The organism is Nonomuraea aurantiaca (genome assembly GCF_020215705.1).
Lineage (GTDB): Bacteria > Actinomycetota > Actinomycetes > Streptosporangiales > Streptosporangiaceae > Nonomuraea > Nonomuraea aurantiaca.
In genome coordinates this window covers 1-14,059 of the sequence record NZ_JAIWNB010000010.1, presented here as the reverse complement: position 1 = coordinate 14,059, position 14,059 = coordinate 1, and the positions used below count along the sequence as shown (strand labels likewise).

The following is a 14,059-nucleotide window of genomic DNA, read 5'->3' as shown; positions in this document are numbered from 1 at the left end:
CCAGAGCTTGGCAAAGGTGTTCATAGACAGCCACCGGCGAGGGCAGCGGCGAGGAGTTGGTCTCCGGCGGAGTGGCCTTTGCCCGCGTAGGTCCATTCGCTGATCACGAAGACGGTGTCCTCGGCGAAGAGGGGCAGGCGGCCGGTGGTGAACTCCTGGTCACGGACGTGATCTTCGCGTGCGGCGCGAAGGGCGCCGAGGGTGGTGGAGTAGCGGCGGGAGCGGGTGGAGAAGTGGCCGCGGAAGCCCAGCATGTGCGCCCATTGGGTGAGGCGGAGGTCGGCCAGGTCCTCGATGGTTCCGAGACGCATGCACTCGGCGATGAGGCGCCGAGGGTGGTCGCGGAGATCGAAGGCGTCGAGGTTCTCGAGGGGGTTGATTCGGCGGTCCAGGGTGCCGACGCATTCGGCGGCCTTTGTTGCGTACTTGGCGATGTAGCCGGCGACGGCTTGTTCGGTCAGGTCGCCGTCGAGGGTGATGGGGCGGATGTCGAGTTGTTGGCCCCACTTGAAGAGGCGGGCGGGTTGGTCGTCGATGGCGGGGACCAGGGCGCTGACGACACGGGCGGCGTGTTGGACGGCGTTGGCCAGGGTGTCGGTGGTGGCCCAGGCCGGGGGCGCTGCGGTGGGGCCGCCGGGTCCGTCGAGGCGGATGACGGCGTGGAAGTGGACGACGCCGCGCCGCTGATACTCGGCGACCTTGGTAAAGGAGACGGTGAGGTGTTCGCGGAGTTCGCGCAGCTCGCCGCGACGGGCGGCCCCGGCAACGCGCAGCTCACCTGGACGGGCTCGACGGACAACGTGGGCGTGAACGGCTACACGATTCACCGCTCCACGACGCCGGGATTCACCCCGTCGGCCGCGAACCAGGTCGGCTCGTCACCGACCACCACGTTCATCGACGCGGGCCTCGCGGCGGGGACGTACTACTACCGGGTCCGCGCCTCCGACACGGCCGGCAACCTCAGCCCGCCCTCGAACGAGGTCTCGGCCACCGTCACGGCCCCGCCGACGAACCCGGGCCTGGTGGCCGCGTACGGCATGGAAGAGGGCACGGGCACGACCGTGGGCGACTCCTCCGGGAAGAACAACACCGGAGCGGCCACCGATACCACCTGGGCAAACGGTAAGCACGGCAAGGCCCTGTCCTTCAACGGCACCTCCAGCTGGGTCACCGTCAACCACTCACCCTCGCTGAAGATGACCAACGCCCTGACCCTGTCGGCCTGGGTCAAGCCCAGCGCCGTCGATGGCTATCGCACCGTCATGGGCAAGGACAACGCCACGATCGACGAGCTCGGCTACGGCCTGTACGCCTCCAACGGCTCCACGCCCATGGGTCTGCTGGCCACCGACGACGCCTTCAGTTCGGTCCCAGGAAGCGGATCGCTACCGGTCGACACCTGGAGCCACCTCGCCGTCACCTACGACGGCGCTACCGCCTGGCTGTACCTCAACGGCGCCCGAGTAGGCCAAGGCCTCGCCACGGGCGATCTGTTCGACGACGGCGGCGCCTTCCACATCGGTGGCAACTCGATATACGGCGAGTATTTCAAGGGCGTGATCGACGAAGTACGCGTCTATAATCGCGCCCAGACCGCAGCCCAAATCCAAACCGACATGAACACCCCCATCGGTGCCGCCGCCGCAACGAGTGGGACAGCCGAGCGGCAACGCACAAGCGCCGCCGACCCTGCCTTCGCGATCGAGAAGCTGACAGTGAACGGCAGCCGCTCCGCGGACGGCGTCACCGTCGCCTCCACCCTAACCCCCCACCTGACCGCGTGGCTCCCCGCTGAGCGCAGCGGTGAGGCAAAGGTGGAAGTGGAGGTCGCGCACAAGCTTGCAAAGGCCGCCAAGACGGACAAAACGGCCGAGGGTAAGCGGCTGATCTGGTCGGGCCAGTTCACCGCCAAGCCCGACGATTCCCAGGTGACGCTGCAGGTCCCCAAGGACCGGCTGCGGGCTGGCGAGAAGGTGAGATGGCGGGTCCGAATCACCGCCGCAGGCGTTAATGGTCCCTGGACCACCTGGCACGCGCTCAGCGTAAAGGCGTCGGACTCCGCCGCTCAATCTCAAGTGAGTCGAACCCAAGTTGCTGCGGCCACTCCGGGACCGTGGCCGACACTCCCCACCAATCGGCTCGATTTCCAGAAGTGCTCGGCCAGTAGTAAATCGAACAGCAAGGCGACATATCCGCACGGCTGGGTTCGCGATTCGTACAACTGGTGTTCAGTGCGAACCGTAGGAAAGTCGAGCACCGATAAGGTGCGAGAGTGGTGCGGCTGCCCCGGAAGCGGCGGGGGCTGGAAAACGACCTACAAGGTCAAGGGGAAGCTGGAGTTTCTCTTCAGTGTGGCCGGCCACACCTTCGCGGGTGGTGAGCGTGGCAAACCCTACGCCGAAATCGACCAGAACAACGGCAACATCAACAGCCGGACGATCAAGATGTGGGCTCGGGTCGACGACATACACATATCGGGTTCATCCGGGTCCATCTCTTTCCCCGAGACTACAGACCTGACCGTGAACATTGCCAGCGGCACACCAAGCGGCATGAACTGCGCACCATCGAGTGGCGGGGCTCGCACGTCCACCATCGCGCAATGGCGAGACCCGGCGAACCGGCAGCAGTACTTCGAGTTCGTCTCTAACAAGAACGCCAGTACGGGACCGCATCGGCTTAGCGTGTGCACGTTCACACCAACCCTTGCGTTGGGCTGGCAGGCAAATGTCCGGACCCCTTTCATCAACACGAAGATGATCGACATGCCGGTACGCTGCGATACATCAGAGGAACTAGCGAGCTACTACGGGGGATGCGTCTACTCGGCACACGTGCCTACGTTCCAGACTCCGCTGATCTACGGGTGGAAGGACGGTTCCCCCATCATGAATGAGTCAACCGACCTTATCCGGCAAGCGTTGGAGGAGCCAGAAAAGACCGACCCCAAGAAGACCGATGAGCCAAAGGTGATCCCGGGCGCACGCGACATCGGGCCGCTTCACCGCTCCAGTAGCACCACTCGGGACGGCCAAAACCGTGCACAGTCGGTCAAGTACTGCGCACAACTGCTCATTGGAGGAGAGCCGTCACCCAAGGGTAAGGACTGCGACGAATATCCCTTCGCCGCCACACACGAAGGATCCGCAGGGGCTACTACCAACCGGAACGTTGCGGTCGACTTCATCGCCCACGACCACAACCGGAGCGTCGGCTCCAAGCTGAGGTGGTTCTGGCAGAGCTACCGAGTCTTCGGCTCGGACGCAGCCAACGCAGAGGATAAATTGCATCCCTTCGAGAGCTTCTATGTGAAGACTCCCAAAGGTTAGACCGACCATCCCAGAAGCTGCGGCCCTCCGTGATCACCTCACGGAGGGCGGCAGCGAACAGCTCTTTCTCAAGGACAACAATGTCGACGGATCTCGAATCCTTCTACGGCGGCGTCGTCGCCGACCTCGCCGAATCCCTTCCGAACGGAAGCATCACCTGGTGTCACGCCGCGAGCGCCGACGACGTGGCCGTTGCGCTTGAAGGAGAGCTTTCGAGCGTCGCGCCTCGCTCCCTCTCCGAGGCGAGTGGGGAGGCAGGGCACCACGTCCAGTGGTCTGGCCATGGAAAGACGTTGGTCATCGGAGAGTTGGACTCGTGGTTCGTCGTCATGGAACCCGACGACTGGACTGGCTCCGAAACCCTGCCGCGGCTCTCCGGAGGTGGGGAAGCCGTGTCTTTGTACCTCGGGGACACACTCAGGCGCTATAACCTGCACTACGCCCGGAACGGAGAACAGCTGTGCCGCTTCCAGTGGGGAGCCGAGCCCGACGGTGACCCTTCCCCACTCGCCAGCCTTCTTTCGGGGCTGTTAGTGACGTCGACGACGACGCCGTTCGACGAGTGGAAGGCACACGCCCTCATTCTGGTGGAGCGGATCACCGGAGTCCGCCTAACCACGGAGTGGCTGAGCCGTGAGCACACGCGATTCGTCCAGGGGCCCTACTTTCGTGATGTGCCGCCTGATGATGGAGAGCTTTGGGCTTAGTCTCCAATTTCTCCTGGCGGAGGAGGTTGTTCGGGCCTAAAAATTGGAGTGGTTGCCCGCTGACGTCGTATCTCCTTGCTCGTTGAAGCCTGCTTTAGTTGGACGCAGGAGCCGCCCTGTTAACCGCCCCGGGTTTGATGGAGACCGCCGAACCCAGGGCGATTCACCTTCATCAAGACTCGTGTGTCAGACGGGCATCACCGCCCCGATCGCCACAGACATGTGACGCGTGGTCAATGGGGGACATGCGCGGGATGATCATATGACTGCAAGCGCCGCAGAGCGTGTTCTCGCAGGTCATCCCTAGCGGCGAACCAATACCGACCACGCTCTCCTAATGCGGGTGTCTTTCGGGATCGGTCATATCCGCATGAAAGGGACCTCGTAAGCGGGTGGCTGAATGCTCATCAGGTCGATCAGGGTGTCATCGGTGAGGCTGAGGTCGAAGGCGTTGCCTGCTTGGCACGGGTCCCAGCCGCACTCACGAGCCCTGCGTATAGTCGCCGTCACGAGCGCCGGTCGTATGGCCATCGTCCGCTCCCCGAGCCATGCGTCCGGTCGAGAACAGGGAAGCGAGACCACGAGAAAACGCCCTGGCCCGTCAGTTGACTCGACGGCGAAGGTCAGCGGACCCCAGCTGTTTCCCTGGCAGTACGTGGGCTTGCGGCGGACCCGCCAGCGGTAAGTGACGTCGTCGACTGTGATGAGCCGTGAGCCCTTCTTGGGGATCGACATGAAGACGGGCCTCCTGCTCTGTTCCGTCGCTGTTCCGTGGGAGAGTCGAAACCAGTGACAAGTGACGCGAGACACCCGCAAGCGTAATCCCTGCTCAGGCGCATGATCGAGCCGTTTTCGCAGATGGCCGGATCCGGGGCCGGAGATCACCCAAATCTACGAGGGCACCAACCAGATCCAGCGCATGGTGATGGCCCGGCAGCTCCTCAAGTAGGGCGTTCACCTGCGGAAACCCGGCGACGGCAGGTGTGCGGTGTCGGGTTTCTCATTCTGACCATGCCTCACACAGGAGCCTTGGATGGCACGCCACCGCTGACGACCACGCGCAGCTCACGACCCTGATCGAGACCACTACCAGCTGACCGCCCGAGAGAAGGCCGACTTGCCTCTGGCGCGGTGCATGAGCCAGCAGGAACAATTCGCTGTACAGCGGCAGGCCGGGAGGCGTGATGGTCAAACGCGGTATGGCGGCTGGGTTCACGGTCGTGGTGGCGGCGGCGGTGAACGTGGCGACGGGAATGCTGACCCAGCACTGGGCATGGGCCTGGTGGGCGGCCGCGATCGTGCTGGTGGCCCTGGGCGCGGCGACCCAGATCTGGCTGACCCTCACGGAGCGCGATGCCGGCGCCGCGCGGGGCGATGGCGTACGGGTGACCGGGGATGTGTCGGGCATTATCTCGACCGGCGAGCGCTCGATCAACACGCAGATCAACCCGCCGGGCACGTGATGTCCGACAGGATACGCGTCCGGATCAACAGAGGCATCGTGTCGTCCGGCGCGAATACCGTCAACATCATCAACAACACCGTTCAGGCCGCGCCGCCGATATCGGCCGCGAAGGTGGCGAGCCCTCCCCGTGTAAGACGGCTACGCTCGACGACTGCGGCCACCCGCCTATTCGTGGGACGGGAGAACGAGCTCGCGGCACTCGCCAAGACCCTCAAACAACGTTCCGGCGTGATCGCCCAGACACTGACCGGGCTCGGCGGGATCGGCAAGTCCACACTGGCCGAGCAGTACGTGCAGACCCAGGGCGGCAGACACAATCCCATCTGGTGGATCGACGCCGAAGACCCGGCCCAGATCGAAGCGGGACTGGCGGCTCTGGCCAGGCGCCTGCATCCGGGAAATCCGCCAGATCGGCCGGCCGAGTGGGCCAAAGCGTGGCTGGCCAGTCACAAGGGCTGGCTCGTGATCCTCGACAACGTAACGCGGCCACCGGACGTCGCGGAACTGATCGGCTCACTTCCCGGTGGACGGTTCCTGGTGACCAGCCGCCAGACGGTCGGCTGGGAAAGCATCGCCGCGCCGATCCGACTGGGTGTGCTGCCGACACGCCAAGCCGTGAAGATGCTGCGCCTGCGCGTCGGGGATCGCGATCTCCTCGATGGCGCTGAGGAACTGTGCCGGGCGCTCGGCGGACTCCCGCTCGCCATCGCGATGGCCGGCCACTACATCACCCAGAACCACATCACCGCAGATACCTATCGGCAACGCCTGATCCAGGACGACGGTGCGGTGCTGGACTGGACGCACGCCGGTGGAGACATCGACCGGACCGTGACGCGGACCTGGAGGGTCACCCTGGACCGGATCACCGCCGAGCACGGGCCACAGCCGGAGCGGATCCTGCGCACCCTGGCCTGGTACGCACCCGACGACATCCCGATCGGGCTGCTGTCCACCGTCCCGGAAGCGGACGAAGCCGTCAGCTGCCTTGTGGCTTACGGCCTGGTCACCCGGGACGGCGACGCGCTCTCGATCCACCGACTGGTTCAGGCCGTCAGCCGAGCGGCCGAGGGCCGGCCCCTCGCGGGCCAGATGCTACTAACCGCCTGGACGGGCGGCACGGAGCCCAGCGCTCGCCTGTTTCCGCACCTCGCCGCCTTCGCCTCGTGGGGTGGCCTCGATGGCCTCGACGAAGGCTCCGCTGAACTGGCCATCGTTTACGGCGTTCACTTGGCCAACGGTGGATCGAGCCGGGAGGCCATCGAGTTTCTCGACAAGACAGTCGCCGGCGCCCGGGAGCGGCCGGGATTCGATCACCTGGTAATCCTGCACATCCGGGAGGTCCTGGCCGTCATCCGCGCAACCTTCGATTCCTCTGACGCCACGATCGATGAGTTCGCTGAACTCCTCGCAGATCAGCAGCGAGTGCTCGGCCCAAGGCATCTCGAGACCTTGGAGACCCGGCTCAGGCTCGGTGACCTCTACACGCGAAGAGAGGAATACCCCCGCGCCATCGCCCACTACCGGCACCTCGCCAGGGACGCTGAACTGGCCTTGGGCCGTGACCATTCACTCACCCTGCAGACCAAGTGGGACCTGGCATGGGCCTACCTCGACTCGGCCGACTCGGGAGACGGGCCGAGGATCAAGGATGCCAAGGACCTCCTCCTGGCGCTCTCCCTCTGGCGAGAGTTCCTCGCAGGTCTCCAGCGCACGCTAGGCCCCGATGACCGGACGACGATCGAGTATGCGATGGAGATCGGAAAACACCTCAACGCGTTCGCGCTCACCCCCGATCCGCTGCTCAGATCGATCCTCAACCTGTCACGCGGGGCGGCCGGTGCCCGCCGTCTCGACAATGTGCGCCGCATACAGGAGATCAGCCACCGCCTCGGCGCCAAGCGACCTGGCTGAGTGCGCCCGACAGCAGCCTTCGACCGGGGGGAACTGCACCCCACCCGGACGGCAGCGCCACCTGCCGCACCGGCAACCAGGAGAGCGCCGGTGCCCCTTGCGGGGGGCGATCCGCGCTGATCACCCTGCTCTAGCACGATCAACCACCCGCCACAGGACAGCCTGTAGCCTCCGAGATCGTGTCGCACGTGTGCGTCCCCAGGCCGCTCCCACAGCGAGCACGATCGCCTAATTGCTCATGATCACTCGGAATTCAGCTCCGCACTGTTGCTCACTCCCAACAACATCGCAGGTGGCCAGCCTGCCTGTAAGTGCTCACGAATCCGCGGAACCTACAGTGGCCTCCGGACTGGCTCGAGACGACCGGCATCAGTGAGGCTGAGCTGGCGCATCATGAGGAGGGTCTCGGCGTGCGTCTTCCGCCGAGTTGCAGGGAGTGCACGACGGCGAACTCGCCGGCGGCCGCGGCGCCTGCGGCGGTTGCGGCACGCGCGGCCGGACCGAGTTCGCCGATGAGGTCTTTCAGGGTCTCGGGTCCTCGTGAGTTGGCGATGACGACGTGGTAGCCGCGCGCGATCTGGCTGCCGACCTCACCCGCGCCGATGATGCCGATCACTGTCATGGGTTCGCGCCCAACGGCAGCACGTTCTGCATCGATCGCTGCGGAAGGGTTAGACTGCGGGGGTGGAGACCAAGCAGCGCCGCCCGACCGGCCGACCGCGGGGATTCGACGCCGACGAGGCACTCGAGCGCGCCCTGCTGGTGTTCTGGGAGCAGGGGTACGAGGGGGCCAGCCTGGCCAACCTGACCGACGCGATGGGCATCTCCACCACCAGTATGTACGCAACCTTCGGCAACAAGGAAGAGCTGTTCCGCAAGGCTCTGGAGCGCTACACCGAAGGCCCGAGCGCATACCTGGCCCGAGCCCTGGACGAGCCGACCGCCCTCGGCGTCGCCACCGCGATCTTTGCCGGCACCGTTCGAACCACCACTCGCCCGACAGGTCCCCACGGGTGTCTGGGCGTCCAGGGCGCCCTGGCCACCGGCGACTCCAGCCGTGGAGCCCGCGACCTCCTCGTCGCGTGGCGCGACAGCGGCTACTCCCGCATTCGAGAACGGTTCGAACGAGCCGTCGATGACGGCGACCTGCCACCGGAGGCCAACCCGGCATTGCTCGCCCGCTATGTCACCGCCTTGGCCTACGGCATCGCCGTGCAAGCCGCCAGCGGCGTCAGCCGCGACGAACTCCAGGACATGGCCGACGCCGCCCTGCGCACCTGGCCACCCTGCTGAGAACCGCCCGGCGTTCGTCTTCGCGAACAACGGTTTCGCGTCAAGAGCATCAGGGTGCTGCCTGCGGAGAGTCCCTTGCCGCATCTCGGCCAGGTGCCCGGCTGATCTCTGAGGCAACGACTCCTGCGTTCTGCGCAGCCTGGCCGGCTGCGGCGCTTCCTGAAGGTGCACGAGCCGTCCCGGCGCGGCCGGTCTCACGCGTCACTTGATTGCAGTCACCGTCCCCATCCCCACAGGTCCCGCCCTTCTGTAGTGATCGATGCGGAACGTGCTACGGTGGACTTCCGCATCGATCAATGCGGAAGTCGGCGTAGGTCGACGTCCTGTAGGGCTTCTCGACTGGGATCGATCGCCTTCCCGGTGCCGTACGCCTGCCATGCAGAAAGGGACATCTGATGCCCGACAGTGATCTGCGCGGGTTCTACCTGCGCTACATCGGTGAGCTCAACGCCCACAGGTTCGATCAGATGGACCAGTTCATCGACGACCGGACCACGTTGAACGGTGAGCCTGCCACCCGGGACGACCTCATCGCCGTGCAGAAGGCCGACGTGGACGCGGTTCCGGACCTGCACTGGGAGCTCCAGGAACTGCTCTTGGACGGTGATCGCCTGGCCGCGCGGCTGGTCAACACGGGCACGCCGGTGAAGGAGTGGCTCGGTGTGGCACCCACCGGCGCCTCGTTCGAGATCACCGAGTACGCCATCTACCAGGCGCGCAACGGGCGGTTCGTGCACATGACGGCCCTGCACGATGCCGGTGAACTGCTCCGGCAGCTTGCCGGCTGACCCTTCGGGGCCGGCGCCGGCGACGTGGAGAGCAGTCGCACCCAACGGTCCACTCGGGCCACACACTTCGAGAGGAAACCCATGACCGTCACACTGATCACCGGGGCCAACAAGGGCATCGGCTTCGAGACAGCCAAACAACTTCTGGAACTGGGGCACACCGTGTACATCGGTGCACGCGACATCGAGCGAGGCGAGAAGGCCGCAGCCGCCCTGGGCGCACGGTTCGTACAGCTCGACGTGACCGACGACGCCTCGGTGAGCAACGCGCTGGCGACGATCAGTGCGGCCGAGGGACAGCTCGACGTCCTGGTGCACAATGCCGGCGTCCTCGGGAACGAACCCCTCGACGGTCCCACGGCCCTGTGGGTGTTCGACACCAACGCGGTGGGGATCGTACGCGTCACAGAAGCGGCACTCCCTTTGCTGCGCAAGTCCGCGAACCCCACCGTGGTCACCGTGTCGAGCAGCGCCGGATCGTTCTGGGCGGTGAACAACCCTGACCGGCCCGAGTTCCACCTGCCGCTGGCGCTCTACTCCGCGTCCAAGGCGGCGGCAACCATGCTGACGGTCCAGTACGCCAAGTCCCAGCCGGGCATCAAGTTCAATGCCCTGGAGCCCGGCACTACGGCCACCGACATGACCGCGGCCTTCGGGATCGGAAGATCGCCGGAGGAGAGCGCCAGAGCCGTCGTACGCCTGGCCACTCTCGACGTGGACGGCCCGACAGGAACCTTCCAAGACGAGACCGGGGAACTGCCCTGGTAGTCGCCACGCGGGTGTAATCCGGTGGCGCGGAGCCCGACCGCGGAGAGGAAGCGGAGTTCATCCGCCGTCTTGTGCGGATGCCCGGTATTACCGGGCATCCGCAGTAGCTTGCAGCGGGAAGCGAGCACGCTAATAGGAGAGGTCCGCTGCCTTGCCTCGCCGCTCATGATGCGCATCCAGAGGTCTCGGGCGCGACGGTCGATCATGCGCTCGCCCTCCATGACCGAGATGGGTAGGCGGACCATGTAGGTGTTTCCGCTGAGACCTGCTGCGACCGTGTTCTAGGTTTGCTCGCGTGACGCGGCGGCGGCGCGGCTTTGCGAGCCTCTTTCGGGCGTACAGAGACGTAGCCGCCTGGTCGCGGTACTGGTGGCGCTTGCTCGGACTGTCACGGGGAAAATCGCTCCGGACGGAAGTCCGCAAGCATCTCATCTCTCTTCCCGCTGAGAATTTCCGAAGCGAGCAGCCGGCCGATTACCGGCCCGAGCGTGATGCCGCTGTGGGAAACGGCCTCGTAGTAGCCCGGCACAGACGGCACCGCCCCCACCGAGGGGAATCCGTCGGCTGGGATGGGCCGGTTGGATACCCGTGTCTGTACGACGCGGGAGTTGCCGAGTTCGGGAACGACGTGCCGCGCCGATTCGTGGAGCAGCCGTCCGAGTTCCGCTGAATCTTCGACTGTGTCGATGAGTGCGTCGATCTCGCGGCTGTGGAGGACTAACGAATCGTCTCCGTCAGGACGGATCTCGATGTGCGGCGCGTGCATGGCCCGGCGAACCGGGACCTGAGCGCAGCCGATCCGGGCGACGGCGCCGGGTTCCCGACGCATCGGCAAGTGCCGTGCGACGAGTCCGGCGATGTGGGAGGCGCTGGGGCCTGCCGCGTTCACGACGACGTCGACGTCGAGACGGCTCCCATCGGAGAGAGTAACTGTCCGGATGCTCCCGTCGGCACCGGTGCCGATGTCACAGACCGCGGTGCCGAACCGGTGCTCGGCGCCGGATGCAAACGCCTGGCCGACCAGGCGGCCGACGAGATGACGCCCGTGCACCCAGGCTTCGTCGGGGTAGTACAGGACCGGAGCCTCGTCGGGCATCGTGAGAGTAGGTTCGAGGCGACGGCGCACCTCGGCCCCTGTGCACACCTCGGCCCGGTAGTCCCAGTCAGCCAGCAGCCTGGCTGTTTCCAGGAGCTTCGCCTCCGCTGCGGGATCGTCTGCCCAGCGCAGGTGTCCGCTGGGATGCCACCATGAGTCTGGCCCGAGGGTCCCGGCAAGCTCACGGTAGGCTGCCATGCCCGCGACGTTCAGGTCGAAGTAGGACTTGCGCGCGGTCTTGTTGCTGGCATTGACCCATGAGAAAGACCAGTTGGTGACGCCTTCGCCCGGCTGGCCTGCGTCGATGAAGACCACCTTGGCGCCGTGCCGGGACAGGTTCCAGCCCACGCTGGCTCCGAGGATGCCCACTCCGATGACAGCGACACGTTCAGGCTTCTTCACAGACCCGAGCCCCACGGACGCCCCCTTCTCAGATCGCCGGCGAACTCCCATTTCTAGCATGCAAGCATGTGGAACGGTGATCACTATGAAGGGACGGGCGAAGGCTCCTGAAGCGGGCGGCCACGATGCCGGCTTCTTGGTGACGTCAGGCGATGGCACTGACATTCCCGGGACGGATGCCTTGGACGCAAGGCGACGGCGATCCTGGCTGACATTTGCTGGCCGGTCATCATGGCTTCCGCCCTGGGTGCTCGTGATGCAATGACGCTTGCCGGAAAAGGAAAATCCAGATAGTTCTAGATGTAGACCCACGATGAGAACGTCTGCTTGTCGCACATTGATTACACCTGCCTCGCTAAGAGTAATAGCGGTCACGATCTCTCGGAGGAAATGTCATGACCGAAAAATGGGAAGCGGATCCAGCCGCATCTTTCCTTCGGCGCATAGGAAAGTCATCCCATGAACTCGGACAGACATCCGGAAATTCGAGCTGTCCGGATATCTGGGAGCTTGACAATGGTGACGTCGCGGTCATCGGGTCGGACCTTACGGCGTCGTATGAAGGTCGCCTCCCTCATGGGGTCAGTGTCGACCCCGGTGAACGGCTGGTTATCATCCCACGGAAGACGATCCTGGCGGCGAAGGCGGACATTCCCGATGCCTAATCTGCTCGTCGGCGCAGTCGGCGAACGAATGTAGTTGGCTGCCTATTGCGCTGACTTTGAGCGCAACTTCTGGGCGATCGCAGACCTGGGCTTTTGGAAGCTGAAGCGGCGGAAGTCCTTCAAGCGCGGGGCCGGGATGGTCGCAATCTGTCCAGACGATTGACGCAGAAACAGCGACCCTATATACATCCGCCTGCCGCGTCTACTCTGGTCGCCGTGGATGAGGGGGAGGCAAGCGGCCGGGCTTGGAGGGGCCTGAATTTGCGAGGGCGCCAACCAGCTGGCTGATCATCTCCGATTCGGCCCGGACCAGCTCGCCGGGTCTTCCTCCCACGCCCGAGGAAACCACTGCGGCGGAATCGGTGCGATCATGCTACAGCGGGAACCGCTGGCAGCGAACGTCCATCCGCGGATCGCGGTCGAGGCGATGATGCCGACCTCCGTTTCCGAGCCCCTAATCCTCAAGCAAGGAGTGCGGTGAAGCGCTGGTTATGGCGCCTGACGGTCGCGGCCGTCGTGGCGCTCTCAGGAATGACCGGGCCGGTCATGGCCGCCGAGGCGGTGCCGGTCTCGGAGACCAACATCAGCGACGACTGGGAGATCGCTGTCTTCCTGTGTACGCCGTCCGCTGACGGGTGTCACAAGCGATACGCCACGGCGAAGCAGAGGCGGGACGTTGAGACATTCCTGACGGCCACGCCTGAGGTGACCGAGGTGCGCTTCGTGAGCCGGGCCGCAGCGTACGCGCGCTTCCGCCAGGAGTTCGCAGGGCAGAAGAAGGTGCTGGCGAGTGCGCGTGCCAAAGACCTGCCGGAGTCGTTCCGCGTGCGGGTGTCGGGAAGGGCCGACCGAACCCGGATCGTGCTCTCGGCGAACCGGCGGCCAGGGGTAGGGCTCGCCGTCGACAAGGGAAAGAGTCGTGTCGATACTCCGTGGGCGCCGGAAATATCTGCATTTCTATGTATGAAAGGCTCGGACGGGCCTGCCTGTCTGCATGGACGGGGTAAAGCGAACAAGCCGGCGGCCACGGTCAAAGAGAAGAAGGCGATCGTCGCCGTCATCAAGCGCATCCCCGGACTCGAATCGTACGTCTACGAAGACCAGAGGACGGCGTACCGGAACTTCGTCAAAACGTTCGCGGACAACAAAGCGCTCGTCGCGGCCACCAGGGTGTCGGACATGCCTGAGTCGTATCGGCTGTCGATGCGGTCCAAGGCCGACTTGGGCGCCCCACGCCGTCGGCTGGCGCGGATGCCGGGCGTGAATCGGGCGGTCGACCTGGGGTGCATGTTCCGGAAGGCGCGACTGTGGTCGGAATATGGGCTGCAGAAACTCGGGTCCGTAAACGAGAACTGCGGGTAAGAGCAGTGGCGGCGGCACGAGCTATCAAGCGGCGTCCAAGGTGGGCGAAGTACACCGTCTATGGCGGTGACCGTAGCAGCGCGCCGTTCCCCACTGCTCGATGGCTGCTCCGGTCAAAGAGCCGCAGCCACTGCTGCCGGCTAGTGCTGTGACCGGAAACGATCACCGGGTTGGCGTGTAAGTCGCTCCTGCCGATTGGATGGTGCTGATCACGTTCGATCGGCGCTCAGGAGGCCAGGTGACGCAACCGGTCAAGGTCCGCAGGCT

Annotated in this window: 12 protein-coding genes; 8 read left to right on the top strand and 4 right to left on the bottom strand. The window is 65.0% G+C overall.

Going from position 1 to position 14,059, the window contains the following annotated elements; all coding sequences use genetic code 11:
- Positions 1–20: 20 nt before the first annotated feature.
- Entirely contained in the window at positions 21–827 is an 807-nt protein-coding gene (locus tag LDL49_RS23635) for a replication initiator (protein WP_225293417.1), read from the bottom strand.
- Here LDL49_RS23635 and LDL49_RS23630 point away from each other — a divergent pair.
- Together LDL49_RS23630 and LDL49_RS23625 are read left to right on the top strand one after the other, a co-directional pair.
- Complete coding sequence (locus LDL49_RS23630) at positions 807–3,332, top strand: LamG-like jellyroll fold domain-containing protein (RefSeq protein ID WP_225293415.1); 2,526 nt, start codon at positions 807–809, stop codon at positions 3,330–3,332. The two genes, LDL49_RS23635 and LDL49_RS23630, sit on opposite strands and share 21 nt — an antisense overlap.
- Before the next feature lie 80 nt (positions 3,333–3,412).
- The gene (locus tag LDL49_RS23625; protein WP_225293414.1) at positions 3,413–4,039 is read left to right on the top strand and encodes a DUF6461 domain-containing protein; all 627 of its coding nucleotides are present in this window, start codon (positions 3,413–3,415) and stop codon (positions 4,037–4,039) included.
- A gap of 360 nt (positions 4,040–4,399) precedes the next feature.
- On the opposite strand, the gene LDL49_RS23620 is transcribed toward LDL49_RS23625, so the two are convergent.
- Positions 4,400–4,774: a hypothetical protein gene (locus LDL49_RS23620; RefSeq protein ID WP_225293412.1), complete on the bottom strand. Its 375-nt coding sequence runs from the start codon at positions 4,772–4,774 to the stop codon at positions 4,400–4,402.
- A 449-nt stretch (positions 4,775–5,223) separates the two neighbouring features.
- On the opposite strand from LDL49_RS23620, the gene LDL49_RS23615 reads away from it, so the two are divergent.
- The gene (locus tag LDL49_RS23615) at positions 5,224–5,502 is read left to right on the top strand and encodes a hypothetical protein (protein WP_225293410.1); all 279 of its coding nucleotides are present in this window, start codon (positions 5,224–5,226) and stop codon (positions 5,500–5,502) included.
- On the top strand, positions 5,499–7,418 hold the full coding sequence (locus tag LDL49_RS23610; RefSeq protein WP_504854015.1) for a tetratricopeptide repeat-containing protein: 1,920 nt from the start codon (positions 5,499–5,501) through the stop codon (positions 7,416–7,418). Before LDL49_RS23615 ends, LDL49_RS23610 begins: the two co-directional genes overlap by 4 nt.
- Before the next feature lie 391 nt (positions 7,419–7,809).
- Here LDL49_RS23610 and LDL49_RS23605 read toward each other — a convergent pair whose 3' ends face one another.
- Complete coding sequence (locus LDL49_RS23605) at positions 7,810–8,040, bottom strand: NAD(P)-binding domain-containing protein (RefSeq protein WP_225293408.1); 231 nt, start codon at positions 8,038–8,040, stop codon at positions 7,810–7,812.
- 62 nt (positions 8,041–8,102) lie between these two features.
- Here LDL49_RS23605 and LDL49_RS23600 point away from each other — a divergent pair, with 62 nt between their 5' ends.
- The 3 genes from LDL49_RS23600 to LDL49_RS23590 all read left to right on the top strand — a co-directional run bounded on the left by LDL49_RS23600 (position 8,103) and on the right by LDL49_RS23590 (position 10,267).
- Positions 8,103–8,711, top strand: coding sequence for a TetR/AcrR family transcriptional regulator (locus tag LDL49_RS23600; RefSeq protein ID WP_225293406.1), 609 nt, complete (start codon positions 8,103–8,105; stop codon positions 8,709–8,711).
- Positions 8,712–9,106: 395 nt separating this feature from the next.
- The gene (locus LDL49_RS23595) at positions 9,107–9,499 is read left to right on the top strand and encodes an ester cyclase (RefSeq protein ID WP_225293404.1); all 393 of its coding nucleotides are present in this window, start codon (positions 9,107–9,109) and stop codon (positions 9,497–9,499) included.
- Between the two features lie 81 nt (positions 9,500–9,580).
- Positions 9,581–10,267 carry an SDR family NAD(P)-dependent oxidoreductase gene (locus LDL49_RS23590; protein WP_225293402.1) on the top strand — a complete coding sequence of 229 codons (687 nt, stop codon included), beginning with the start codon at positions 9,581–9,583 and terminating at the stop codon, positions 10,265–10,267.
- A 388-nt stretch (positions 10,268–10,655) separates the two neighbouring features.
- Here the strand turns inward: LDL49_RS23590 and LDL49_RS23585 are convergent, their stop codons facing one another.
- The gene (locus LDL49_RS23585; protein ID WP_225293401.1) at positions 10,656–11,765 is read right to left on the bottom strand and encodes an NAD(P)/FAD-dependent oxidoreductase; all 1,110 of its coding nucleotides are present in this window, start codon (positions 11,763–11,765) and stop codon (positions 10,656–10,658) included.
- Between the two features lie 1,142 nt (positions 11,766–12,907).
- Here LDL49_RS23585 and LDL49_RS23575 point away from each other — a divergent pair.
- Positions 12,908–13,792 (top strand): permease-like cell division protein FtsX, encoded by an 885-nt coding sequence (locus tag LDL49_RS23575; protein WP_225293398.1) that lies wholly within the window; start codon positions 12,908–12,910, stop codon positions 13,790–13,792.
- Positions 13,793–14,059 lie beyond the last annotated feature (267 nt).